The organism is Janthinobacterium sp. PSPC1-1 (genome assembly GCF_049897625.1).
In the GTDB taxonomy this organism is placed as follows: domain Bacteria; phylum Pseudomonadota; class Gammaproteobacteria; order Burkholderiales; family Burkholderiaceae_D; genus Janthinobacterium; species Janthinobacterium tructae.
The window spans coordinates 1-22665 of sequence record NZ_JAFCWP010000014.1; the positions used below are offsets into that span (position 1 = coordinate 1).

Annotated in this window: 22 protein-coding genes and 3 pseudogenes; 12 read left to right on the forward strand and 13 right to left on the reverse strand. The window is 62.9% G+C overall.

Translation table 11 applies throughout. The features are described from left to right. Together ACP7EG_RS27030 and ACP7EG_RS27035 are read left to right on the forward strand one after the other, a co-directional pair. Positions 1-2331 (forward strand): non-ribosomal peptide synthetase (locus ACP7EG_RS27030; protein ID WP_426090143.1); only part of this gene is annotated, 2331 nt, incomplete at its 5' end. 66 nt (positions 2332-2397) lie between these two features. Beyond that, positions 2398-2607: an MbtH family protein gene (locus ACP7EG_RS27035; RefSeq protein ID WP_426090144.1), complete on the forward strand. Its 210-nt coding sequence runs from the start codon at positions 2398-2400 to the stop codon at positions 2605-2607. 13 nt (positions 2608-2620) lie between these two features. On the opposite strand, the gene ACP7EG_RS27040 is transcribed toward ACP7EG_RS27035, so the two are convergent. After that, positions 2621-3367, reverse strand: a complete 747-nt coding sequence (locus tag ACP7EG_RS27040) for a 4'-phosphopantetheinyl transferase family protein (RefSeq protein WP_426090145.1) — start codon at positions 3365-3367, stop codon at positions 2621-2623. Between the two features lie 184 nt (positions 3368-3551). Continuing rightward, positions 3552-3691, reverse strand: a pseudogene (locus ACP7EG_RS27045) (IS6 family transposase); the annotation flags it as partial. Between the two features lie 18 nt (positions 3692-3709). Between ACP7EG_RS27045 and ACP7EG_RS27050 the strand changes: the two are divergent. Both ACP7EG_RS27050 and ACP7EG_RS27055 read left to right on the forward strand, forming a co-directional pair. Continuing rightward, positions 3710-3829 (forward strand): annotated as a pseudogene (locus tag ACP7EG_RS27050) (transposase); the annotation flags it as partial. Beyond that, positions 3821-4477, forward strand: a pseudogene (locus ACP7EG_RS27055) (methyl-accepting chemotaxis protein); the annotation flags it as partial. The pseudogenes ACP7EG_RS27050 and ACP7EG_RS27055, both read left to right, overlap by 9 nt. On the opposite strand, the gene ACP7EG_RS27060 reads toward ACP7EG_RS27055, so the two are convergent. Further along, positions 4392-5504 carry a hypothetical protein gene (locus tag ACP7EG_RS27060; RefSeq protein WP_426090146.1) on the reverse strand — a complete coding sequence of 371 codons (1113 nt, stop codon included), beginning with the start codon at positions 5502-5504 and terminating at the stop codon, positions 4392-4394. The pseudogene ACP7EG_RS27055 and the gene ACP7EG_RS27060 overlap by 86 nt on opposite strands. Next, positions 5501-6331: a PoNe immunity protein domain-containing protein gene (locus ACP7EG_RS27065; protein ID WP_426090147.1), complete on the reverse strand. Its 831-nt coding sequence runs from the start codon at positions 6329-6331 to the stop codon at positions 5501-5503. Before ACP7EG_RS27065 ends, ACP7EG_RS27060 begins: the two co-directional genes overlap by 4 nt. 442 nt (positions 6332-6773) lie before the next feature. Here ACP7EG_RS27065 and ACP7EG_RS27070 point away from each other — a divergent pair, with 442 nt between their 5' ends. The 7 genes from ACP7EG_RS27070 to ACP7EG_RS27100 all read left to right on the forward strand — a co-directional run bounded on the left by ACP7EG_RS27070 (position 6774) and on the right by ACP7EG_RS27100 (position 11917). After that, positions 6774-7379 carry a hypothetical protein gene (locus ACP7EG_RS27070; protein ID WP_426090148.1) on the forward strand — a complete coding sequence of 202 codons (606 nt, stop codon included), beginning with the start codon at positions 6774-6776 and terminating at the stop codon, positions 7377-7379. A 273-nt stretch (positions 7380-7652) separates the two neighbouring features. Next, positions 7653-8192, forward strand: coding sequence for a DUF2325 domain-containing protein (locus ACP7EG_RS27075; protein WP_426090202.1), 540 nt, complete (start codon positions 7653-7655; stop codon positions 8190-8192). A gap of 70 nt (positions 8193-8262) precedes the next feature. After that, positions 8263-9093 (forward strand): redoxin family protein, encoded by an 831-nt coding sequence (locus ACP7EG_RS27080; RefSeq protein WP_426090149.1) that lies wholly within the window; start codon positions 8263-8265, stop codon positions 9091-9093. A gap of 37 nt (positions 9094-9130) precedes the next feature. Next, positions 9131-9406 carry a metal/formaldehyde-sensitive transcriptional repressor gene (locus ACP7EG_RS27085; protein ID WP_426090150.1) on the forward strand — a complete coding sequence of 92 codons (276 nt, stop codon included), beginning with the start codon at positions 9131-9133 and terminating at the stop codon, positions 9404-9406. A gap of 10 nt (positions 9407-9416) precedes the next feature. Continuing rightward, entirely contained in the window at positions 9417-10385 is a 969-nt protein-coding gene (dmeF, locus tag ACP7EG_RS27090; protein WP_426090151.1) for a CDF family Co(II)/Ni(II) efflux transporter DmeF, read from the forward strand. Positions 10386-10476: 91 nt separating this feature from the next. After that, a complete protein-coding gene (locus ACP7EG_RS27095; RefSeq protein WP_426090152.1) occupies positions 10477-10818 on the forward strand; it encodes a zinc ribbon domain-containing protein YjdM in 342 nt (113 codons plus the stop codon). A gap of 64 nt (positions 10819-10882) precedes the next feature. Beyond that, complete coding sequence (locus tag ACP7EG_RS27100) at positions 10883-11917, forward strand: RNA methyltransferase (protein WP_426090153.1); 1035 nt, start codon at positions 10883-10885, stop codon at positions 11915-11917. A 34-nt stretch (positions 11918-11951) separates the two neighbouring features. Here ACP7EG_RS27100 and ACP7EG_RS27105 read toward each other — a convergent pair whose 3' ends face one another. Further along, positions 11952-12356 carry a hypothetical protein gene (locus ACP7EG_RS27105; RefSeq protein ID WP_426090154.1) on the reverse strand — a complete coding sequence of 135 codons (405 nt, stop codon included), beginning with the start codon at positions 12354-12356 and terminating at the stop codon, positions 11952-11954. Between the two features lie 73 nt (positions 12357-12429). After that, positions 12430-12657 carry a hypothetical protein gene (locus ACP7EG_RS27110; protein ID WP_071078121.1) on the reverse strand — a complete coding sequence of 76 codons (228 nt, stop codon included), beginning with the start codon at positions 12655-12657 and terminating at the stop codon, positions 12430-12432. A 127-nt stretch (positions 12658-12784) separates the two neighbouring features. Between ACP7EG_RS27110 and ACP7EG_RS27115 the strand changes: the two genes are divergently transcribed. Beyond that, positions 12785-13462: a phosphoribosylanthranilate isomerase gene (locus ACP7EG_RS27115; RefSeq protein WP_426090155.1), complete on the forward strand. Its 678-nt coding sequence runs from the start codon at positions 12785-12787 to the stop codon at positions 13460-13462. Here ACP7EG_RS27115 and ACP7EG_RS27120 read toward each other — a convergent pair. The 7 genes from ACP7EG_RS27120 to ACP7EG_RS27150 form a co-directional block, all read right to left on the reverse strand. Next, entirely contained in the window at positions 13459-14367 is a 909-nt protein-coding gene (locus ACP7EG_RS27120) for a LysR family transcriptional regulator (protein ID WP_426090156.1), read from the reverse strand. The two genes, ACP7EG_RS27115 and ACP7EG_RS27120, sit on opposite strands and share 4 nt — an antisense overlap. A gap of 264 nt (positions 14368-14631) precedes the next feature. After that, the gene (locus tag ACP7EG_RS27125) at positions 14632-15180 is read right to left on the reverse strand and encodes a 4'-phosphopantetheinyl transferase family protein (protein WP_426090157.1); all 549 of its coding nucleotides are present in this window, start codon (positions 15178-15180) and stop codon (positions 14632-14634) included. A gap of 21 nt (positions 15181-15201) precedes the next feature. Next, positions 15202-19257 (reverse strand): Pls/PosA family non-ribosomal peptide synthetase, encoded by a 4056-nt coding sequence (locus ACP7EG_RS27130; RefSeq protein WP_426090158.1) that lies wholly within the window; start codon positions 19255-19257, stop codon positions 15202-15204. A gap of 148 nt (positions 19258-19405) precedes the next feature. After that, positions 19406-20110, reverse strand: coding sequence for an anaerobic ribonucleoside-triphosphate reductase activating protein (locus ACP7EG_RS27135; protein WP_426090159.1), 705 nt, complete (start codon positions 20108-20110; stop codon positions 19406-19408). Next, entirely contained in the window at positions 20103-20300 is a 198-nt protein-coding gene (gene nrdD, locus ACP7EG_RS27140) for an anaerobic ribonucleoside-triphosphate reductase (protein WP_071078116.1), read from the reverse strand. Before nrdD ends, ACP7EG_RS27135 begins: the two co-directional genes overlap by 8 nt. Continuing rightward, a complete protein-coding gene (locus ACP7EG_RS27145) occupies positions 20297-22045 on the reverse strand; it encodes a ribonucleoside triphosphate reductase (RefSeq protein WP_426090160.1) in 1749 nt (582 codons plus the stop codon). The genes nrdD and ACP7EG_RS27145 overlap by 4 nt, the downstream gene beginning before the upstream one ends. A gap of 118 nt (positions 22046-22163) precedes the next feature. Continuing rightward, positions 22164-22580, reverse strand: a complete 417-nt coding sequence (locus ACP7EG_RS27150) for a hypothetical protein (RefSeq protein WP_096234812.1) — start codon at positions 22578-22580, stop codon at positions 22164-22166. Positions 22581-22665 lie beyond the last annotated feature (85 nt).

The window sequence follows — 22665 nt, forward strand, 5'->3', positions numbered from 1 at the left end:
GTGCCGCTCGATCCGGCCTATCCGGCCGCGCGCCTGGGGTATATGGTGAGCGATGCGGCCCCGGCCCTGCTGCTGACGCAGCAGCACCTGCTGGCACGTCTGGCCGATGTGTCGGCCGTGCCGCGCCTGTGTCTGGATACGGACTGGGCGGCGGTGGAGGGGTTGTCGACAGACAATATTTCCCCAGTTGCCCAGCCGGCCAATCTGGCCTATGTGATCTACACGTCCGGTTCCACCGGGCAGCCGAAAGGCGTGGCGGTCAGCCATGCAACCGTGGTGAACCTGGCGCACACGCTCAGGGAGACGGTGTATCGCCACACGGGTGAACTGGCGGGCCTGAAGGTGGGCTTGAATGCATCGATATCGTTCGACGCATCGCTGCAGCAACTGGTATCGCTGCTGTTTGGCGCGACATTGTTCGTGCTCACGGAGCAGTGCCGTACCGATCCAGCGCTGCTCTCGGCGGCCATCGGGCGCTGGGGACTGGACGTACTCGATTGCACACCGTCGCAGCTGTCGCTGCTGCTGCAGGTCGAGGCGCGTCTGCCGGGCAGCATGCTCGTCGGTGGCGAGGCCATCGATGCGCATCTGTGGCAGCGCCTGCAGGCCATGCCGCAGCAGCGCTTCTTCAATATGTATGGTCCGACGGAAACCACGGTCGACGCCACGGCGTGCGCCATCGGTGCGGCGGGGCCGTTGCCGGTGCTGGGCGGGGCGCTGGAGAACGTGGGGCTATACCTGCTTGACGCGGCATTGCAGCCGGTGCCCGATGGCGTGCCGGGCGAAGTGTACCTCGCCGGCGCTGGCTTGGCGCGTGGCTATCTGCACCGTCCGGGCCTGACGGCGGAGCGTTTCCTGCCGTGTCCGTTCGGTACGCCGGGTGCACGCATGTACCGCACGGGCGACTTGGCGCGCCGGCTGGCCGACGGGCGCATCGTGTATCTGGGACGCACGGACCAGCAGGTCAAGCTGCGCGGCTACCGTATCGAGCTGGGCGAGATCGAGGCGGCTCTGGCATCGCTGCCAGATATCGCTGAAGCATCAGTCACCGCTAATGCAGACGTAACGGGAGCCTTGCTCCTGGTTGCTTATATAGTGAAGCACAGCAATGCCGCGGCGTTGGATGTAGCCACATTGAGGATGGCATTACAGTCCACGTTACCTGCCTATCTGGTACCGGCGATTTTTATTCTGCTCGATAGATTGCCGCTGACTCCCAGCGGGAAAATCGATCGCAAGGCATTACCTGCGCCAGATAGGGCAAACAGGCAGGAATGCGTAGCTGTCCCCCGCTCCGCGATTGAGTCACAACTAGCTGAGATTTGGGCCAGCGTATTGGCGCTTCAGCAGATTGGAATTCATGATGACTTTTTTGTTTTGGGAGGCAATTCTTTGCAAGCGGTGCGCTTGTTACACTTGATCAAGCAGAGGATGGGATTGATCTGCTCGTTAGCCAACTTCTTTGCGGCGCCTACTATTGCAGGGCTGGCTGCCAGCTTAGCTTCTGCAAAGCAGGAAAATGCATTGCTTGTGCCCTTGCAGCCGAATGCAGCACCTGTGACGCTGTTCTGCGTTCATCCTGTCGGTGGCCGGGTGTTTGCGTATCGGCAATTGGCCGACTCCTTGAAGTCATTCGCGACGGTCTATGGCATCCAGTCGCCCGAAGCGGCAGGGCTGGCGGATCGTTACCTCAGTCTGGAGGTCATGGCCAATGCGTATGCGGATCAGATTTGCCAACAGTGTCCGGAGGGCCCTTACTTCCTGGCAGGTTGGTCTACCGGTGGACGGTTTGCCATTGCTATTGCGCATGTCTTGCGTCTGCGTGGTGCTGATGTTGCCTATGTTGCGATGCTGGATACGACGCACGGCGTCATGGCTCGCGACCTCCCGGAACAAGTGCTGGCAGACGCCATGTTGGGCACGCTCGCGGCATTGCGAGGATCATCTTTTTCGCCGCTTGAGTTGGTCAGCATGCACGCTGAGATGGAGGCACAGAACCTGAAGATAGATAGTCTGTTCAGTGATGCTGCCCGCGATGCTGCCATGCCCTTGTTATCTAAGTGGTGCGGCATATATGTGGATGCGGAGGTGTGGTGGCATTTGCAGCAAGAGGTTGGTATTTCACGACACTATCTGACGCTGCTGGGCAGCGGCGACATTACTGGTGACGCCCTTCCTGTATATGAGTATCGGGCCGCAGGCGTCGTGAAGACAGCAGTTGCTGACAATATTTACGTGACCGCTGGGGACCATTTCAGCATGCTGAAGGCGCCGCATGTACTATCGCTGGCTGAAATGATGGAGGTAACGATGCGAAGCCGGGCCTCCTGAAGGAGCGGTTGGCAGATAGTGGCAATATATTTTATTTAATGTGAAACGTAAATAAAGGAAATCCGTATGTCGAATTTTGAATCTCAAGAAAACGTTGTTTATGAAGTTTTGGTGAATGAAGAGGAGCAATATTCACTATGGTTGCAGGACCGCGAAGTACCGCTGGGCTGGAAGAAGGTTGGCAAGCAGGGAGGGAAGGATGAGTGCATGGCCTTTATCGACGAAGTATGGATTGACATGCGGCCGTTATCACTACGTCTCGAAATGACGTCGTGAATCTGCGATTGTATTACCAGATGAAAATGGTCAGGAGGTCGGTGTTATCAAGATAGATGAAATGGATAGTGCCGGTCGCTCCGGCCGGCCAACTATCCGACAGATGTACGCGTACAATGAAGCTTAGCCTGCCTGCCGCCGCATCTATTCCCGTTATGCTGATTGCCTCAAAACCAAAGAAATGGCCTACATCGCGGTACGTCGCTTTATAGAAGCATTCCTTGGCGGAGAAAAATAGCGTCATTGTCTGGCCAAACGTGAATAAGGAGGATGTCACTATGGACAATTCATCTGAATTGATGGCGACCGATGCAATGGCGTCGTGTTGTTCTGCTGTGCCTGTCGATTCCAAGTCGATGCCGACGCCACGTACACTGCCATACTTCTGCGCCACTGCCCCACTGAGATTGCGATTGTGAGTAATGGATCCCAGCATGCCAGGGGGCCAGATGGGCTCACGGTTGAGCCCGGTGTGGATTTCCAGGTTTTCCAGCCCATATTCGCCTAGCGCCATGCGCGCAGTCAATCGGCCAAAAAAGAATTCCGCCTGACGTATTTTTCGGCTTTGATGGATATGGTGTGGCAGGGGCAAAGCCGCATGCCGGTATGCGTCCGTGTGAAATCGCTCCGCTTCAAAACTGATCAGTTGTATGTTCAAGACATGGCTATTTATATTGATGCTCAGTAGTTGAGCGTATTGCAAGCCGAAGGGATGCAAAGAGGTGAAATCATCATGGGGAATTCTTTTTATGGAGGGCATAGTAATTACCGATGAAAACTGTGGTGACATTGTCCCTCAGCGTTTCTTTAGTTTTGTGGCGGGCCAGGATGACGACTTTAGGCTATGCGCATAGTGCATTGATTATACGTGAGCGAGTGCAATGAATGGTTCTGTCGCCTTGTTGATCGGAGAGCGAAGTTATCCCGGCATGGCACTTCTGCCCTCAAACTGGACGGACCCGTCCTGCCCGCGCATAAAATTGGTCGCGACCGACACTGCATTCGCGCCGTCAAGTGCGAACTGGCCCTTTCGGATCGTATGCATGAGTTCGATGCCGGCAATCACGGAGTAGGCGGAGTGGAATCGTAATCCTCGCACCAAATGATCGCCATCCTCAAGCAAGCCGAGGGCGGCTCACCAATCCCTGAACTGTGCCGCGAGCACGGCATCAGCAATGCCACGTTCTACAAATGGCGCTCCAAGTTCGGCGGCATGGACGCCATCAATGCCAGCTCGCGCAAGATCGTCGATATTGTCGACGTGATCGACGGCATTGCTTTCCAGACGAATATTTTGGCCTTGAACGCGGCAGTGGAGGCGGCCAGGGCGGGCGAACAGGGACGCGGCTTCGCCGTGGTCGCCAGCGAGGTGCGCAGCCTGGCGCAACGTTCGGCCAGCGCCGCCCACGAAATCAAGGCCATGATCGGCGACTCGGTCGAGCGCGTCGACGCGGGCAGCAAGCTGGTGGACGAGGCGGACGCCACGATGGACAAGATCGTGATATCCGTCAAGTAAGTGGTCGACCTGATGAGCGAGATCGCCGCCGCCAGCCAGGAACAGAGCCTGGGTATCGAACAGGTCAACCAGGCCATCACGCAGATGGATGAGGTCACGCAGCAGAACGCCACCCTGGTCGAAGAGCAGGCGGCCAGCCTGGTGCGGGTGGTGGGGGTGTTCAAGCTCGATGCGGGCGCCGCTGCCCGCGCCCGCGCGTCCGGGCCGCTGACAGGCAGGCTGGCGGCCAGGATGTCGTTCGGCATGGCGTTTCGTGGACGTTGCTGCTCTATGGTGCGCGGGCCGCTGCCGTGGCTTGCTTGTCGCACGTCGCCAGGCTGCCTGTGCATGCGGAAAACGCTTCCAGATAGGTGATGGTTTTCTCGTACTCGTCGATCAGGTAGCGCAGCTGATATGCCACGTCGCCGGATTCCCCGGCGGCCTTGTCCCGTAGCCTGGAAATATCGTTCAAAAAGCGTTTTCTTCGCAGCAGTTCCGCAGCCAGGCGCGCCTTGCGTTCGGCGGCCGGTGGCAGCGGATAGGGCTTGCCATTGATGGATTTGACGCCCTCAGGCGTCAGATCCAGGTCCTTGCCGGGTGTGCGAAATTCCACGCTCATTGTGCCATCCGCCTGCACCAGTATCAGCAGTTCGTCGGCGTCGCTGTTGGCTGGCAAGGTCATGGCCAGCACTTCAGGCTTGCCCTTGGGCAGCCAGCGATATTCGAGCTTGACCTGCAACGGCGCCGCGGCCTGCGCCGGCAGGTAGAAGCAGCAGCTGGCGGCGCTGCTCATGTACGGATGCAGGGGATCGGTATCGACAGCGTTGTGGGGATTGCCGACGGAACTGATGCCCACCTGAATCATGCGCGGGCTGTAGTTCAAGGTGCTGACCGATACCTTGCGCTCACCGGTGCTGGGCGTGTACGCGTGCAGGCCCCGCTCCCCGCGCTCGTCGTGGCTCGCAAGGAGCGGCCGGTGGAACAGGGGGGTAATGCCGAAGCTCGCGATATTGCTGATATAGCCGGTATCGGACGGGCCGACGCGCGAGTTGCTGTTGCCCGGCGTGTGGTAGAGGTAGCCGATCTCGTCCAGCGATAGCGCGCTGACCATGCGGTCTTGCTGAAACAGTGGTGGCGACGCGTAACTGTCGCCGTTGCCCATGACTTTGGCGTAGATGGGGCCTGTCCATGGTCCGTGGCCGGTAAAACGCGCAAGTACCACGTACTCGCCCAGCAGCGGTTTGACTTTCAGGACATCTTTGGTCTCACCGGTGACAGGGTCGATGATGGAATAAATGCCCGGAAAGGGATTGGTGGCGACACGCGACAGCGTTGGCAGGGCAAAACAGAGTCCGGCAACCACGGCGATGCCGGTGGCGATGGCGGTGCTGGTAGCTTTCATGCGCCGGGGCCGCTTCCTTGCCTTCGGCACAACGCCACCAGGTCAGCCGGATAGAATTTTGCGTCGTGATAGCTGCTGTCGTCGATATCGAGCACGCAGGTAATGGCGGCCGCTTCCCAGGACCAGTAGCCCCAGAACGACGTGTCGCGCAGGTGGCTGTCGTAATAGGGCTCGCGGCGGCTGGCCTCATACCATTGCTGCAGATAGGCTTGCATCAGCGCAGGGCGGGCATCTTTGTCTGCCGCGAATATCTTGAGTGTATTGACGTAGGGCAACTGGCGCGTGCACTTTGGCCAGGCGGCATCCCTGCCGGCAACGAAGCCGGCCAGTAGCCGTTCCAGCAAGCCATCCTTTTCATGGTTATTGAAATCGATGACAGGCGCCAGCCGGGGCAGCAAGCTGCCCCAGCCCAGCAAAATGCCGAGGCAGACCATGCGGTTGACCTGCTCGTAGCCGTCGCCGGGCAGGGCGAAGTGGGGAAATCCCTGCTCGGCCTCGCCGGCCTGAGCGTCAAATGCCATGTCATGCCGGGCAAACGCCAGCCAGTAACCGAGTATCGTGGGATACGCGGCGCGCAACTCGTCGAGCGCGTGGCCGGCGCTGTAGGCGAGGGCGAGCTGGTCGACGCCATCCCAGGCCCGCTCACGCGTGGCCGTCATGAAATTTTCTGGTGGAATATGTTGCAGCACGTGCGCCGGCTGTTGCAAGCCGGCTGCCACCATGTCGTAGCACTCGTCCTGGCTTTCCTTGCTTTCAAGGTAGATGGCGTAGGACAGCCGCGCTTCCCTGCGCAGAGCCAGAAAATCCTCTTCGTTCAGCGTCTGCATTCTTGTCCCTTGCTGATTATGGTTGCGGCCATGTGACTTCACTGGTGTAGCGGTTTTTTTGCCATAATCGTCGCGCATAAATTAATTCTTCCGCGTGTAGACATACAGTTCTTCATCCAGAAATTGCTGGCGGCGGCGCTCGGGAAATGGAAGATTGTTCATCTTGTCTTGCCGCCGTCGTTATCGACGCGTAACGACGACGCGCTTGCATGGAAAAATGCGGACATTGCCTGGAACTCCGTGTGCTGAGGTAAACGTATCGGCAGTTGATGTAATGACTTGTTTGCAAGATTACACACTAGAAATAGTGATCGAACAAGCGCGATTCAATTGAATCGTGTGCCAGAAAGAAATATACAAAATAGCTAATATGAGCGACTCGATGCCGTGCCGCAGGTGTTTTTCGGCCGTCATCGCCTTTTTACGTGAACCGGAGCCAAGCATGAGCAAGATGAAATACGCGGCCGCTGCGGCCCTGTGTGCCAGCCTGTCGCCCGCCATGGCGGCACCCACCCCGGCCGCACCACCGTTCCTCGATGTGCTCGCCTATCAGTACGCCAATTGCGTCAAACCTGCCTACCATCAGGCCGACCTGCTGGTACAAGACGGGACGGGGCGCTACCAGATCGACGTCAAGGGCGAGACCTACACGGTCGAACTGCAGGAACGCATGGGCTTTTCGCTGCAAGCGGGCATTGACGGTCCCGTGGCGGCCGTCGTCAAGCTGGACCGGCCTCCCAAGGGGCAATTCGAGGAGCAGGCACGCTGGCGCGAACGCTGGCTGCGCGACGTAGCCGAGCGCAGCGGCGTGGCGCTGGACGAGCGGACGCTTGCGGGCGGCGCGCGCCTGCTGACCGTGAACAAGGGCGAAATCAAGGGGAACTATGTGGGGCAGTCGCTGCTGCTCGATCCGGCACGGCAGTTGTTCATCGATATGGCCTGGCCGAATACGCTGGGCATCTATCGCGGTGCCGACGGCTTGCGGCATGTGCGCGCAGTGCAGGATGACGTCTGGCAGCGCCTGCTGTCCTGCCCGCCGACTACATGACGCTGGCGGCCACCGCATACCCCTGCTGCGCGCATGCGCATACACAAATAATAATGATTCTCATTTATAATGCGGGCAATGGGGGTAGCATGGGCTGGCGCCAGGGCGCCACGGGTGGTGAAGGAGGGCATGATGGGCAGTGTGTATGGCAACGAGGACCCGATCGCGCATGAGCATCGCGTGCTGATGGGCGAGTATGGGCGCGCGCAGGCGCGTTGCAGTGCGCAGCTGGCCGCGCAGACGGCGCGCATCGCGCAGCTGGAGTCGGAATTGATGCGCGCGCGGGCGCAGGTCGTGATCCGCGATACGCAGCTGGCACTGGCGCGCGACGCACTGGCCGATCTGGCGGCCAGCGTGCCGGGCTTGCCGACGCGCGCCCGGCTGGCCCGCAAGGTCGAGTGGCTCAGCGAGCGCGTGCAGGACTTGATGCGCGAGTTGCTGCGCCTGCAGTGGCTGCCCGCGCCAGCCTTGCCGGCCGACGTGCGCGAAAAAGCCGTGCTGTATGTGGGCAGCTATTTGACCCGGGATGCGGGCCAGGCTGTGGACGGCGCGCACGTGGCGCAGCAGGCCGTCGAGCAGGCCGGCGGGCGCTTCCTGCACCATGCTGGCGGCGACGATGGCGCCGACGACGTGGCGGCGCTGGAGGCGGGCCTGGTGGCGGCCGACCTGGTGATTTGCCAGACGGGCTGCGTCAGCCACGACGCTTACTGGCGCGTGCATGACCATTGCAAGCGCACGGGCAAGCAGTGCGTGCTGGTGGACCAGCCGCAAGCCATGCATTTCGTGCGCAAGGAAGCGCTGACCGCTTCTTGACGCCGGATTAATGCACGCTTAATCCGCATGGGCCACAATGGCCGTCCATTCGACGTGATAGAGAGCGCCCATGCTGTCCCTGCAAATCGGCCCCCTGGCTTTGCCCACGGGCCTGGTCCTGCTGTTCGTTTCCCTGTGCGTCGCCTACGGCGTGGCGTGGTGGCTGCGGCGCTACCGCCAACTGCCCGACGCCGGCCCCCTCGTTTCCGACCTGCTGATCACCGGCCTGCTGGCGGCGCGCCTGGCGTTCGTGCTGCGCTGGTACGAGCAATACTTCGCGGCTCCCTGGTCCATTTTGAATATCCGTGATGGCGGCTTCCTGGCGCCGGCCGGCATCGCTGCCGCGCTGGCCATCGCCGCGTGGCGCTGCCGGCGTCCCGCCATGGCGGCCATGCGCCGCCCCCTGGCCATCAGCGTGGCGTCCGGCGCGCTGGCCTGGGGCGTGATGAGCGCAGGGATATCGCTGGCCTACGACAAGCCGACGGCCTTGCCGGCCGTGGCGCTGCAGACAGTCGATGGCACGCCGGTGACCCTGGCGGCGCTGGCCGGCGGCAAGCCGATGGTGGTCAACCTGTGGGCCAGCTGGTGCCCGCCATGCCGGCGCGAGATGCCCGTGCTGGCCGCCGCGCAGCAGGCGCGTGCCGATATCGTCTTCGTATATGCGAACCAGCGCGAGGATGCGGCTGCCGCCAGCGCTTTCCTGGACAGCAGCGGCGTCACCCTGCGCAATGTGGTGCTCGACAGCGCGGCGGCGCTGGGCAAGGCGGCCGGTTCCTCGGCACTGCCCACCACCCTGTTTTATGACGCGCAGGGGCGCCTGGTCGATACCCACCTGGGCGAATTGTCCGATGCCTCGCTGGCCAGCAAGCTGCAAAAAATCGCGCCGCCCGGATCTCTCTGATAGTATACCCCCCTATAGTATTTATCGAGGTGAAATCATGGGGCACACGGCGCATAACAAGACCAAGCTGCTGAACAGGATCAAACGCATCAGGGGACAGGTGGAAGGCCTGGAGCGGGGCCTGGAAGAGGGTCGCGACTGCGGCGAAGTGCTGCAGCTGATCGCCGCCGTGCGCGGCGCCGTGAATGGCCTGATGGCCGAAGTGATCGAAGAACACTTGCGCGAGCACGTGGCCAGTCCCGATATCTCCGGCGAGGAGCGGGCCAGGGGCGCCGACGACATCGCGGGCATCCTGCGCACCTACCTCAAATAAGGAGACCGTCATGCAAACGCCATTCTTCAAGGAAGACCTGTCCGCCTGGCAGCACGAGCACGTCTTTGGCGCGGCCAGCGACAAAGCGGAACGCCGCGCGCGCATCGTCATGTGGATCACCCTGGCCACCATGGCGCTGGAGATCGTCGCCGGCTGGTGGTACAACTCCATGGCCCTGCTGGCTGATGGCTGGCATATGAGTTCGCACGCGCTGGCCATCGGCCTGGCCGCGTTTGCGTATGCGGCGGCGCGCCGCTATGCGCGCGACCCCCGCTTTGCCTTCGGCACGTGGAAGATCGAGGTATTGGCCGGCTACACCAGCGCCATCCTGCTGCTGGGCGTGGCCGCGCTGATGGTGTTCGCTTCGCTGGAACGCCTGTTCTCGCCGCAGCCCATCCACTATCCGCAGGCGATGGCGGTGGCAGCCTTCGGCTTGGCTGTCAACCTGGTGTGCGCGCTGATCCTCGGCGGCCACCACGACCATGATCACCACCATGGTCACGAGCAGCACGACCATCATGATCACCACGGCCACCACCATGGAGAAGACCTGAACATGAAGGCCGCGTACATTCACGTGCTGGCCGACGCCGCCACGTCCGTGCTGGCCATCGTTGCGCTGGGCGGCGCGTGGGCTTATGGCTGGCAGTGGCTTGATCCCGTGATGGGCATCGTCGGCGCCGTGCTGGTGGCACTGTGGGCGAAAAAGCTGATGCACGAGACGGGCAAGGTCTTGCTGGACCGCGAGATGGACCATCCCGTGGTGGACGAAATCCGCGAGGCCGTGGAAGTGGCAAGCGCCGGCGACACGCCGCGCATCGTCGACCTGCACGTGTGGCGAGTCGGCAAGCAGCTGTATTCGTGCGCCTTGTCCGTGGTCAGCCGCGACCCCTCGCTGACAGCGGCCGAGCTGCGCGCGCGCATCGGCATCCACGAGGAGATTGTCCACAGCACCATCGAGATTATTCGCCGCCCTTGATAATGATGGTGAAAAAAGCAAGCTGATGCGGGGCGTAGGCAGTATAATGTCGGCTTTTACAGCACGCGCTGTTCACCAGACAGAGAAGAAAATGAGCACATTACCACCATGCCCGCAATGCAAATCCGAATTCACGTATGAAGACGGCAGCCAGTTGATCTGCCCTGAATGCGCGCATGAATGGTCGGCCACGGCTGCAGATGCGACGGAAGAGGGCGCCAAGGTGTACCGCGATTCGGCCGGCAATATCCTGCAGGATGGCGACACGGTCAGCGTCATCAAGGACTTGAAATTGAAGGGCGGCGGCGGTGTCGTCAAGATGGGTACCAAGGTCAAGAACATCCGCCTGGTCGACAGCGACCATGATATCGACTGCAAGATCGACGGTTTCGGTTCCATGAGCCTCAAAACCGAGTTCGTCAAGAAGGTGTAACGCTTTTACCTGTAACACGGCGCGCTGGCTTCATTCCTGCGCGCCGTTTTTTTATTCAGAATCCATGCAAATCGATCATCTCCGCCAGCGCCTGCGCGCCCTCGGTGCCAAGCCCCTGCACGAACAGCGCGTGCTGCGCGACTGGATCCAGGGGCAGCCGCACGACCAGGGCCGGCGCCGCGCCGAAGACTTTTTGCCGCTGCCCGTGCGCGAGGCGCTGCCCGCGCTCGACCTCGAATTGCAGGGCATGCTGAAACTGCTCAGCAGCCATCCGGGCGCGGACGGTTCCGCGCGCCTGCTGGTGGGACTGCACGATGGCCAGACGGTGGAAAGCGTGCTGCTGCCGCGCGACGGCCTGTGCGTGTCCAGCCAGGTCGGTTGCGCCGTCGGCTGCCAGTTCTGCATGACGGGCCGCGATGGCTTGATCCGGCAAGTCACCAGTGGCGAAATCGTGGCGCAGGTGGTACTGGCGCGCACCATGCGCCCCGTGAAAAAAGTCGTCTTCATGGGCATGGGCGAACCGGCGCATAACCTGAACAATGTGATGGAAGCGATCGAGCTGCTGGGCACCGAGGGCAATATCGGCCACAAGAACCTGGTGTTTTCCACGGTGGGCGACCCGCGCGCGTTCGAGCGCCTGCCGCAGGGAAGGGTCAAGCCGGCGCTGGCGCTGTCGCTGCATACCACCAAGCCGGAGCTGCGCGAACAGTTGCTGCCGCGCGCACCCAAGCTGTCGCCGCGCGAACTGGTGGACTTTGGCGAAGCGTATGCGCGCCTGACCGGCTACCCGGTGCAGTATCAATGGACCCTGATGGAAGGTATCAACGATGGCGACGACGAGATGGACGGCATCGTGGCGCTCTTGCAGGGCAAGTACGCCGTGCTCAACATGATCCCGTATAACACCATCGATGACTTGCCGTTCAAGCGTCCCAGCTGGGAAAAGGCGCGCGCCATCGCCGCCGCCCTGCATGCGCGCGGCGTGTTGACCAAATTGCGCGATTCGGCGGGGCAGGATGTGGAGGGCGGCTGCGGGCAGTTAAGGGCGCGCGAAGCGAAAGGCAAGGTCATTCCCATCCGTGTCAGCGTGACGGCGTAGGTCGGATTAGCGGAGCGTAATCCGACATTCGCACTCACCCCCCGCCCAGCAAATCGTTTTCATTCAAGATCGCAAACGCGATCTCGGGATGCGCGGCCAGGCAGCGCCGCACGGCGGCCGGAATGGCGGCGCGCGTCTTGCGGCACAGGCCCGGTTGCTCTTGCAGGCGGATCTGGAAGCCGCGCACGGTGCGCACTTCGCCGCCGCCCGGCGCGATCTGCAATTCCACGCCCAGGTTTTTCTTCAGCAGCAGCTGCAGCTTTTGCAGCTGCGCATACGTGGCGATGCCCTCGATGTGCGCCAGCAAACGCTTTTCTTCCGTCAGGTTCAGGCGCAGGATGGCAAGGTCCGCCTGCGGATCGTCGAGCAGGCGCTCGCGTTCGCAGTCGCACAGCTGCGGCGGACACTCCTTGCGGACTTCAAAATCGACGATGCGCATGCTGGTGTTCCAGTGACGTTCCAATGGCGATGCCGGATGAATCCAGTATCGTCCGCCACCTGGCGCCTGTCAATCAGCGCGGACTGACGATCAGGCGCCAGCGGATGGCACCTTGCTCGCTGCTGTGCTGATGGTGGTTTTGCGGCGGCATGATGTGGCCTTCCGTCGACACGATCTCGTGCGCGCAGCCGTCGCAGCGGTAGATGCCCGAGTAGGGCACGGCTTCGCCGGGCGAGGTCAGTTCATCGAAACGCGGGTGCATGGAGCGGGCCACGTAGCTGGGGTTTTTGTAGTCGGCCATGGAATCGTCTGTAAGTGGGAAATGTCCCCATTCTGGCACACAATCGTGCGCGGCCTTGACCGCGTGTCTTGGCGTGCGTATCGCCCTGTGTTGTAATGTTGCTCATCCCATTTGAACACGCAAGGCAATGAGAACCCGCATCAAGATCTGCTGCATCGCTTCCATCGACGAAGCACAACTGGCGATTGCCGCCGGCGCCGACGCGCTGGGCCTGGTGGCCGCCATGCCGTCCGGCCCCGGTCCGATTCCCGACGCGCGCATCGCGCAGATCGCCGCCTGGACGCCGCCACCTGTCGCCACGTTCCTGCTGACGTCCGAGACGACGGCGCAGCGTATCACCGAACACGTGCGCGCCACGCAGCCATCGACCGTGCAGATCGTCGGGCATATCGACCCGCGTGAAGTCGAGGAACTGGCGCGCCTGCTGCCGCATGTGCGGCGCGTGCAGGTGATCCATGTGGAAGGGCCCGAGGCTTTGGCGCTGATTCCCGCCTACGCGCCCCATGTGCATGCCTTCCTGCTTGACTCCGGCCGTCCTGGCGCGCCGGTCCCGGAGCTGGGCGGCACGGGCCGCACGCACGACTGGTCCATCAGTGCGCGCTTCGTGCGCGCCAGTCCCCGTCCCGTCTTCCTCGCCGGCGGCCTCGATGCAAACAACGTGACGGAGGCGCTGCGCCAGGCGCGGCCCTACGGTATCGACCTGTGCTCGCGCGTGCGCACCGATGGCAAGCTCGATGTCATGAAGCTGGCCCTGCTGATGGCGGCCGTGCGCGACGTGGATGCGGCGCTGTATGCGGAAGGCTAAGCCGTCGTTGCCAATGCGTTCATTTCGCGCACGAACGCTGCCGTAAACGCGGCCACCATGCCGCCCGCCGCGCGCGGCGAGATCAGGCCGACGACGGAATGCGACTCCTCGTCGGGCAGCGCAATAAAACGCACGCCGGGCGGCGCCACCAGACGCATGCTGTCGGGGACGATGGCGATACCCATGTTGGCCTCGATCAGGTTCAGCTGCGAAGTCTTGCGCGACAGGGCGCGCGCCGCCTTCGGAAAGAAGCCCTGCGCCAGGCACAGGCCCGCCACCAGGTAACTGAGGCCACCGCGGTCCTTGTGCGGGATCGAGACGAACGCCTCGTCGCGCAGGGCGGCGATCGTCGTGCGCTGCAGCGCGGCCAGCGGCGACATCGCAGACACGGCCACCACCAGCTTTTCCGCAAACAGTTCGCGCACGACGATATTGGCGTGCTTGCGCAAGGTGGGCAGGCGCACCAGGCCCAGGTCGGCACGGCCTTCCTCGATGTCAGCCGCCTGGTTTTCCGACGAGCCTTTCGACACGTCCAGCGTAACACCGGGAAACTGCGCCAGCAGGCGGTTCAGCACGGCGCCGATGGCGGGCGTGAGGGTGACGGAGCTCGAATGCAGCAGGCGGATGATGCCTTGCGCGCCTTGTCCCACGTGGCGCGTCTGGCGCACGGTTTCATCGATGTCTTCGAGGATGCGCTTTGCCCGTTCATAAAAGACTTGTCCCGCCGGCGTGAGTTCGATATGGCGAGAGTCGCGCGTCAGCAGCAAGGCTTGAACTTCGGTTTCCAGCTCCTTGATTTGCCGGCTCAGGGCCGACTGCGCGATGTACAGCTTTTCCGCCGCACGCGAGTAGCTGCCCGCATCGACGACTTCGACAAAATAACGGAACTGTCTGATGGAAATCAATCGTATGCCTTTTCGAGATCGGTGACTGCCTGATTTGATATTAGCCTTGCCCCGGCGTTCAGGCTACAGTGGATTGCTCTGCTGTCACTGCAAAGGAAAGACCATGCTGGAATTGATCGGGGTGCTGGGAGTACTTGTCAGTATTATCGTAAAACTGATTTTCGTCCAGATCGGCGGAGCTGATGACGGTAAAGAGGATTGAGAGGGAATCAACCCAACAGCGTGAAGCTGGGGTCAGTTCCTTCGGAATCGGAATACGGTCTATCAGACCGTATTCCCCCGTCGGGTCTGACCCCGGATTGTCGCTAACGTTGCCACGAAATTTTGCGGTGTCTCCACGGCTTGCAAATGACAATTCAATGCCACCCCATCCCACTCCATCAACGGCAATCCCGCGCACTTGAGCGCCGCCTCGCGCGCCGTCCACGCCTGCGCCAACCGCAGCGGGCGCTGTGCATCGGGGCAGTCGGCCAGTTCCTCGGCCACCTGCGGCCCCAGGTAATCGCGCGCCAGATTCGCCCAGTCGGGAATGTCCTGCACCCGCATGACGTCGATGCCGACAGCGCCATGCAGACCGATGGCGGCCAGCGAGATGCCCTCATCATGGGTCAATGACAAACCTGCCGCGCGGTCGGCCAGCAGCAAGCGAGGAGGGGCGCCCGGCGTCGACTCCAGCGAAATCGATTCGATATCCATCTTCAGCCACTGCGCCGCCGCTTCGCGCACGGCGGCGCGGATGCGCTGGCGAGCCTCCAAACGCGGCAGGACGGCGGCGATGCCGATCACCAGCACGCCGTCGCACGACCAGAGCACGGTGGCATCCATCAGCTGCGATCAGCTACGCAAAGGTGCCGCCGGGCAGCCGGCCCAGTTGCTGCCGGCGGGGATGTGTTCGCCCTTCATCACCAGGGTCAACGGCCCCAGGCGCGCATTGTCGCCCACCTTGGCGCTGTACAGCACGGAGCTGCGCGGCCCCATGTAGACGCGCTGACCGATGTCCACGTGGTCGATCTTCATCACGCGGTCTTCGAACAAATGCGTCTGCGGGCAGGTCAGCGCATTCAATTCGCTGTAGTCGCCGATATGCACGCAGTCGAATTCCGTGATGTCCGTCGTGTCCATGTAGACGCCGCGGCCGATCTTGCAGCCGAACAGGCGGAAAGCCAGCGGCAGCCACGGCGTGCCGCGCAGGTAGCGCATGAAGTTGGGCACGGCGATGCCTTCATACAGGTTGGTGACACCTTCCGAAATCCACACGAACGGCGTCCACATGGGCGCCGCGTGCTTGCGGTAGCGTCCCAGCAGCAGCCACTTGAACAGCACCACGACGAGGAAATTGCCGATGCCGTAGGCCAGGCCGGCGATCGCCAGGTCGCCCACCACTTCGCCCCAGCGCCCGGCGCCCGCGATCGGCATCACGTCCAGCACCAGCGTGTAGCCGACGGCGATCACCACCGCGTGCGGCGCGACGATGCGGAAGGCTTCGATCAGGCTGCGGCCCAGACGGCGCAGGATGGATGGCTTGAAGGTCAGGTGCTCGGCAAAACCGCTGACCTGTTCGCGCGCGGGCAGGTGCATCGGGGGAGAGCCGAGCCAGGTATCGCCGCTGTGCATCTGCTCATTGCGCGGCGCATGCGTGTGCACGCCGATCAGCACGTGCTCGGGCAGGGTGGTGCCGTCCGGGATATAGCTGCCGTTGCCGACAAAGCTGCGGTGCGAGATGACGGTGGGGCGCATGGTCATCCAGCCGCCGTCGATCTGCTCGTCGCCCAGCATGACGGCGTCGGCGATGAAGGTGTCGTCGCCCAGGGTCAGCATGTCGGGCACCACGCCCAGCGCCGTGGAAATCTCGGCGCCCTTGCCGACCTTGGCGCCCAGCAGGCGGTACCAGTACGGCGCGTAGACGGTGGCGTAGATGCCGTGCAGGACGTTCAGGCTCGACTCCTGGATATGGCTGACCAGCCACTTGGCGCAATAGATATTGCTGTGCACGGGCGAGCTGCCCGGTTTCAAGCGGGGCAGCGCGCCCCAGCGGATGGCGGCCGACAGCAGGGCCGTCAGCACGATCAGCACGGCGCTGGCGGGGAAGGCCAGCAAGAAGTAGCGGGCCAGCTGGGTCGTCACGTCGCGGCCCTGCAGCCAAGGCATCATTTCGCGTTCGTCGAACCAGTCGATCAGCACGAAGCTGGGGAAGACGGGCATGAAGAACAGCACGGCGATGAGGACCATGCCGAAGCAGAAGAACAGGGTTTCGCCCGTCAGGCGCAGGCGCGAGACGGCGGGGCGCGGCGGCTGGCTGGCCGGGTCGTAGGGGCCGATGTCGCGCGCGGGCGAACCGGTCCAGATGCGGCCCGCCGGCACGCTCACGCCATCGGCCAGCGCGGATTGTCCCTCCAGGTGGCCGAAGGCGCCCACCTTGGTATTGCCTTCCAAAATCGCGTAAGAGCTGATGCAGGCATCGTCGCCGATGCTGATCTGGCCCAGCAGCAAACGGCCCCGTTCCACGCGGGCGTTTTCAAAGTTGACGGCATTGCCGACGCTGACGTTGTCGCCGATGGACAGCAGGTCGGGCGCACGCAGGGTCATCGAGCCGATGACCACTTCCTTGCCCACTTTCGCGCCCAGCGCGCGCAGCCACCAGCTGTTCAGCGACGAGCCGCTGAGCAGATACGCGGGCGCCGATTCGACCAGGCGGTCGGCCAGCCACCAGCGGTAATAGGTGACGCCCCACAGCGGATAGCTGCCCGGCTTCAGGCGCCCGGCAATCAGCCACTTGCCGGCAATCGCGATGGCAAATTCGGCCAGGGTCGCGAGCAAGAACACGCCGATCGAGGCGGCGATGGCGCGCGGCACGGTGTCTCCCGTGTCGCCCGTGAAGAAGTGATAGGTAAAGAAGGGCGCCATCCACTGCGCCATGCGCAAGGTGACGAGGCCCGGCACGGCCGCCGCCTGCGCCGCGCCGCACAGCCAGCGCTTCATGGCCGATGGCGGCGTCCAATCCGCTTCCGGCGTGGCCAGCGCAGGCGCTTCGTTCAGTACTGCGGCGATCTTGCCGATCTGGCGATTGTGATAAATGTCGCGCACCGTCATGTGGGCGTAGGCCGGATTGGCGCGCAGGCTTGACGCCAGGCGCGCGGCCAGGAAGGAGTGGCCACCGAGGTCGCTGAAGAAATCAAACTGGCGCCGTATCGGCTGGCCCGGGAACAGTGTTGCCAGCGCCGCGAACAGGGCCGTTTCGGCCGGCGTTTCCGGCATGTCCGACTCGCCCGCCTCGCCGGCCGGCGGCGTCGAGAGCGGCATGGCCTTCAGCGCTTTTCTGTCGATCTTGCCCGAGGTGAGGCGCGGCATCAGCGGCAGTAGCTCGAAACGGCCCGGCACCATGTACGGCGGCAGATGCAGGTTCAGGGCCGCGCGCAGGGTTTTTGTGGACAGGGCATTGTCGGGGGCATCCTCGCTGCCGACGATGTAGGCCACCAGCTGGTCGATGCCATCATCCTTGCGCAGCAACACGGCCACCGTGCCCACGCCTGCCTGCTGCGCCAGCACGGCTTCGATCTCGCCCAGTTCCACGCGAAAGCCGCGTATTTTCACCTGGTCGTCGGCGCGGCCCAGGCACAGCACCTGGCCATCAAGATCGATGCGCGCCAGGTCGCCCGTGCGGTACAGGCGCGCGTCATCCTCGCTGGTCGCCCATGGATTGGGCAGGAATTTTTCCACCGTCAGGTCGGGGCGGCCCAGATAACCTTCGGCCAGGCCGGGGCCGATGATGCACAGCTCACCCGTCTCGCCGCGCGGCAGCAAAGTCAAGGGACGGTTTTCTCCCGGCTCGGCTACCTGCAGCACCAGCAAGCCATAGTTGGGCAGCGGCGTGCCGATGGTGACGGGTTCACCGGGCCGCAGGCGCGCCAGGCTGCACGACACGGTCGCCTCCGTGGGGCCATAGGTGTTGAACATGGCGCGGCCCGGGCGCGACCAGCGCTCGACCAGGGATTCCGGGCACATCTCGCCGCCCAGGTTGATCAGGCGCAGACTGGGCACTTCTTCCGCGAACAGGGCCAGCAGGGTCGGCACGGCATGCAGCACGGTGACGTGGTTGGCTGCCAGCGCGCGCGGCAAGGCTTCCGGGTCGCCCGAAATCTCCTTGGGACCCAGCCACAGGGTGGCGCCCACCAGGTAGGCGATCCAGATTTCCTCGAACGACATGTCGAAGGCGACGGAAAAACCCTGGTAGACGGTATCGGCTTGCGTCACTTCCAGCACGGCGTTTTCGCTGCGCAGGAAGTGGCAGATGCTGCGTTGATTGATCAATATGCCCTTGGGTTTGCCCGTCGAGCCGGAGGTGTAGATCACATACGCGGGGTGTTCGGGCAGGACGGTTGCGCGCGCGGGCAGCAGTTCGCCCGGTGCGGCGGGGGCCAGCAGGCTTTCCGCCGTCCACATGGGACGGTCAAGTCCTGCTTCTTCCAGGCGCGGCGCAAATTGCGCGCAGCTGATGACGCCAAAGCCGTTGGCATCATCGAGGCACACCTGCAGGCGTTCCACGGGCGTGTCTTCATCGACGGGCAGCCAGGCGGCGCCCGCCTTGGCAATCGCCGCCTGCATCAGCAGCAGAGGGGCGCCGCGCGGCAGCCACAGGCCCACGATGTCGCCGGGCTTGACGCCGGCGGCCACCAGGCGCGACGCGGCAAGACCAGCTTGCGCGTCGAGTTCCGCATACGTGATGCGGCGCTCGCCGTCGATCAGGGCGATTTGCTGCGGGCAGCGAAGGGCCGTCGCTTCGAGCAGGTCGGCCAGCACTTCCTCGCGCAGCAGATCCGGTCGCGGCGGGCCGTACAGGATGTCGGCGTGGGTGGAAGGGATGCCTGGGCTGACTGCGGTGAAATCGTTCATGGATGACGCTTATCTGTAATGCGGTGTGAGGAATCTGACGGGCTGCGCGTGGTGCGCGGCACAGTTGATACATTACAGCACGCAAGACATTTCAGCGTTGCAGAACGGGGAATTTTGCTGCGCTTTCGGCAATTATGTGACTGCAGGCTCAACTGCCATGATTACGGAATGTAAAACGGGGAAACATGGCGCCGATTTGCGCCACCGTGCTCGCCGCCGGATAGCCGTGCAGGGGGCGGCCGGCCAGCGCCGCATCCTGGCAGCCTTCGGCGCGGAACTGCTGCAGCACGTAGTTGTCGACGCCTTTCGCGGCCAGGGTGCTGGCCAGGGCCAGCAGTTGTTCGTCCGGCAGCAAGTCCGGGTGGGTAGTGGTGCGGCATTCGTAGGCCACGCCGCTGGCGAGGATGGCGTCCAGGCAGGCGCGCGCCGGGTCGCCGCTACCGGCCACGCGGGTCACATGACGATAGTCGGCAAACGGCGCCTTGATGTCGAAGCCCACCCAATCGACCAGGGGCAGCACTTCCTGAAGGCGCTGCGGATAGATGCAGGCCGTATGCAGGCCGATGCCGAACCCCAGTTCCCTGACGTCCTGCATGGCGCGCGCCAGCGCCGGGTCCATGCACGCTTCGCCGCCGCTGAAGACGACGGCGTCGACCAGGCCCACGCGGCGGCGCAGCCAGGTCAGTACGTCCTGCCAGGGCATGGTGCCCTGCGGCGTGCGCGCCTGCAGATGGGGATTGTGGCAATAGCCGCAACGCCAGGGGCAGCCCTGCACGAACACCACGGCGGCCAGCTTGCCCGGGTAGTCGGTGGCGGAAAAGGGCGTCAGGCCGCCCACTTTCAACTCAGCCACGGCAGGCGGGCTGGCCAACCCGGGCGCTCGCTTCCGTAAAGTACTGGCGCTCGTGGAATTCGCCCTGCTTGCCGATGTTGAACGAGGCGACGGGGCGGTGGTAGCCCATCACGCGCGTCCAGATTTCGCAGCGCTGGCGTTCGCTGTCGAGCAGGGTGATGGCGGGAGTGAAGTCGGGACGTGCGTTCATGGTGTTTCCTCAAGTGATGGAACAGGGTGGGCTTGTTTGCGGGCGATCAGTTCCGCGTCGCAGGTGGGGCAGAATTCATGTTTGCCGGCCAGGTAGCCGTGGCGCGGGCAGATGGAAAAGGTGGGGGTGACCGTGATGTAGGGCAGCGAAAAGCGGCTCAGCGCGCGTTTGACCAGTTCGCGGCAGGCATTCGCATCCGACAGCGCTTCCGTCATGTACAGGTGCAACACCGTGCCGCCCGTGTACTTGCGCTGCAGCGCGTCCTGCAATTCCAGCGCCTCGAACGGGTCGTCCGTATGGCCCACGGGCAGTTGCGACGAGTTCGTGTAATACGGGTTGTCGACGGTGCCCGCCTGCAAAATGGCGGGATAGCGCTTGTGGTCTTCGCGGGCGAAGCGGTAGGTGGTGCCCTCGGCCGGCGTCGCTTCCAGGTTGTACATGTGGCCCGTCTCTTCCTGGAAGGCCACCATGCGGGCGCGCACGTGGTCGAGCAGGCGGATCGCCAGCGCATGGCCCTCGGCGGACGTGATGTCGTAAGCGTCGCCGCTGAAATTGCGGATCATCTCGTTGATGCCGTTCACGCCCAGCGTGGAAAAGTGGTTGCGCAGGGTGCCCAGGTAGCGCTTCGTGTAGGGGAACAAGCCTTGCTGCATCAGTTCTTCGATGGTGCGGCGCTTGATTTCCAGGCTGACTTTGCCCAGTTCCAGCAGGCGGTCCAGGTCGGCCAGCAGCGCTGCCTCGTCGCCGCGCCACAAGTGGCCCAGGCGCGCGCAGTTGATAGTGACCACGCCCAGGGAGCCCGTCTGCTCGGCGGAACCGAACAGGCCATTGCCCCGTTTCAGCAGTTCGCGCAAGTCCAGCTGCAAGCGGCAGCACATGGAGCGGATCATGTTCGGCTTGAGTTCCGAATTGATGAAATTCTGGAAGTAGGGCAGGCCGTAGCGGGCAGTCATCTCGAACAGGCGTTCCGCATTTTCGCTATGCCAGTCGAAATCCTCGGTGATGTTATAGGTGGGGATGGGAAAGGTGAAGACTCTGCCCTTGGCGTCGCCCGCCATCATGATCTCGATGTAGGCGCGGTTGATCATGTCCATCTCGGCCTGCAGCTCGCCATAGCTGAAGTCCATCTCCTGGCCGGCGATGACGGGAATCTGCTCGCGCAGGTCGTCCGGGCAGACCCAGTCGAACGTGAGGTTGGTAAACGGCGTCTGCGTGCCCCAGCGCGATGGCACGTTGAGGTTGAAGATCAGCTCCTGCATGTACTGGCGCACGTCTTCGTAGCGCAGGCTGTCCTTGCGGATGTACGGCGCCATGTAGGTGTCGAAGGAGCTGAACGCCTGGGCGCCGGCCCATTCGTTTTGCAGGGTACCCAGAAAATTGACGATCTGGCCGATGGCGCTCGACATGTGTTTCGGCGGGCCCGATTCGATCTTGCCCGGCACGCCATTCAAGCCTTCATGCAGCAGGGTGCGCAGCGACCAGCCGGCGCAGTAGCCGGCCAGCATGTCGAGGTCGTGGATGTGCAGCGCCGCTTCGCGGTGCGCCGCGCCCACTTCCGGCGGATACACCTGGTCCAGCCAGTAGTTGGCGATGACCTTGCCCGACACATTGAGGATCAGGCCACCCAGCGAGTAACCCTGGTTGGCGTTGGCGTTGACGCGCCAGTCGCGCCGCTCCAGGTATTCATTGATGGACGCGGCGACATCGACCTGGCCGCGTGTGGGGGAAACTGCATTCGTCGTCATGAAACCTCCAATAAACACAACATGCGGTGTTTTTATGAAGGTTATCCACTAAATGTAGTGCCGTCAAAGGGGGCGTGCAAGCGATTCGCGTATCCTTGATCCAGGTGAAAAAACCACCTCAGCCGGTTTTGTTCCAGCGCGTTTCGCGCAGGATCAGCCAGCTCGCGCAAAAGAACGCGGCGCCGCAGGCGGCGATGCTGGCGACGGAGGCGGGCAGTACGTGAGCCCAGATTTCCAGTGGCGTATAGGTGCTCCAGCTGGCCACGCGCGCATCGAACGTGACGTAGTTCGCCAGCAGCCAATAGATGGCCAGCAGGCCCGTGCAGATGGCGGCCTGACGCAGCAGCGGCAGTTGGCGGCGCGCGAACACGGCCAGCAGGAACAGCAGCAGCACGCCCGGATAGGCGCCCAGCACTTCCGGTGACAGCACGGAGATGGTCCCCGCGTCATAGCCATCGGCCGGGCCGGCCCACTGTACTTGCAGCGCGGTGAGGAACAGGGTCAGAAGGAAAATCAGCAGCGGTTTGCGGGTCATGGTGGGCAATCGAAGAGGGAGAAAAGTGGGGCATTTTACAGCCAGGTCAAGCAAGTTGAAGGTGCGCCAGCCATGCATGCATTCC

What these genes read in the sequence shown, in the direction of transcription:
- ACP7EG_RS27035 (WP_426090144.1), top strand. Translation starts at nt 2,398, where the DNA reads ATGTCGAATTTTGAATCTCAAGAAAACGTTGTTTATGAAGTTTTGGTG.
- ACP7EG_RS27040 (WP_426090145.1), bottom strand. Translation starts at nt 3,367, where the DNA reads ATGCCCTCCATAAAAAGAATTCCCCATGATGATTTCACCTCTTTGCAT.
- ACP7EG_RS27060 (WP_426090146.1), bottom strand. Translation starts at nt 5,504, where the DNA reads ATGAAAGCTACCAGCACCGCCATCGCCACCGGCATCGCCGTGGTTGCC.
- ACP7EG_RS27065 (WP_426090147.1), bottom strand. Translation starts at nt 6,331, where the DNA reads ATGCAGACGCTGAACGAAGAGGATTTTCTGGCTCTGCGCAGGGAAGCG.
- ACP7EG_RS27070 (WP_426090148.1), top strand. Translation starts at nt 6,774, where the DNA reads ATGAGCAAGATGAAATACGCGGCCGCTGCGGCCCTGTGTGCCAGCCTG.
- ACP7EG_RS27075 (WP_426090202.1), top strand. Translation starts at nt 7,653, where the DNA reads ATGCGCGCGCGGGCGCAGGTCGTGATCCGCGATACGCAGCTGGCACTG.
- ACP7EG_RS27080 (WP_426090149.1), top strand. Translation starts at nt 8,263, where the DNA reads ATGCTGTCCCTGCAAATCGGCCCCCTGGCTTTGCCCACGGGCCTGGTC.
- ACP7EG_RS27085 (WP_426090150.1), top strand. Translation starts at nt 9,131, where the DNA reads ATGGGGCACACGGCGCATAACAAGACCAAGCTGCTGAACAGGATCAAA.
- dmeF (WP_426090151.1), top strand. Translation starts at nt 9,417, where the DNA reads ATGCAAACGCCATTCTTCAAGGAAGACCTGTCCGCCTGGCAGCACGAG.
- ACP7EG_RS27095 (WP_426090152.1), top strand. Translation starts at nt 10,477, where the DNA reads ATGAGCACATTACCACCATGCCCGCAATGCAAATCCGAATTCACGTAT.
- ACP7EG_RS27100 (WP_426090153.1), top strand. Translation starts at nt 10,883, where the DNA reads ATGCAAATCGATCATCTCCGCCAGCGCCTGCGCGCCCTCGGTGCCAAG.
- ACP7EG_RS27105 (WP_426090154.1), bottom strand. Translation starts at nt 12,356, where the DNA reads ATGCGCATCGTCGATTTTGAAGTCCGCAAGGAGTGTCCGCCGCAGCTG.
- ACP7EG_RS27110 (WP_071078121.1), bottom strand. Translation starts at nt 12,657, where the DNA reads ATGGCCGACTACAAAAACCCCAGCTACGTGGCCCGCTCCATGCACCCG.
- ACP7EG_RS27115 (WP_426090155.1), top strand. Translation starts at nt 12,785, where the DNA reads ATGAGAACCCGCATCAAGATCTGCTGCATCGCTTCCATCGACGAAGCA.
- ACP7EG_RS27130 (WP_426090158.1), bottom strand. Translation starts at nt 19,257, where the DNA reads ATGAACGATTTCACCGCAGTCAGCCCAGGCATCCCTTCCACCCACGCC.
- nrdD (WP_071078116.1), bottom strand. Translation starts at nt 20,300, where the DNA reads ATGAACGCACGTCCCGACTTCACTCCCGCCATCACCCTGCTCGACAGC.
- ACP7EG_RS27145 (WP_426090160.1), bottom strand. Translation starts at nt 22,045, where the DNA reads ATGACGACGAATGCAGTTTCCCCCACACGCGGCCAGGTCGATGTCGCC.
- ACP7EG_RS27150 (WP_096234812.1), bottom strand. Translation starts at nt 22,580, where the DNA reads ATGACCCGCAAACCGCTGCTGATTTTCCTTCTGACCCTGTTCCTCACC.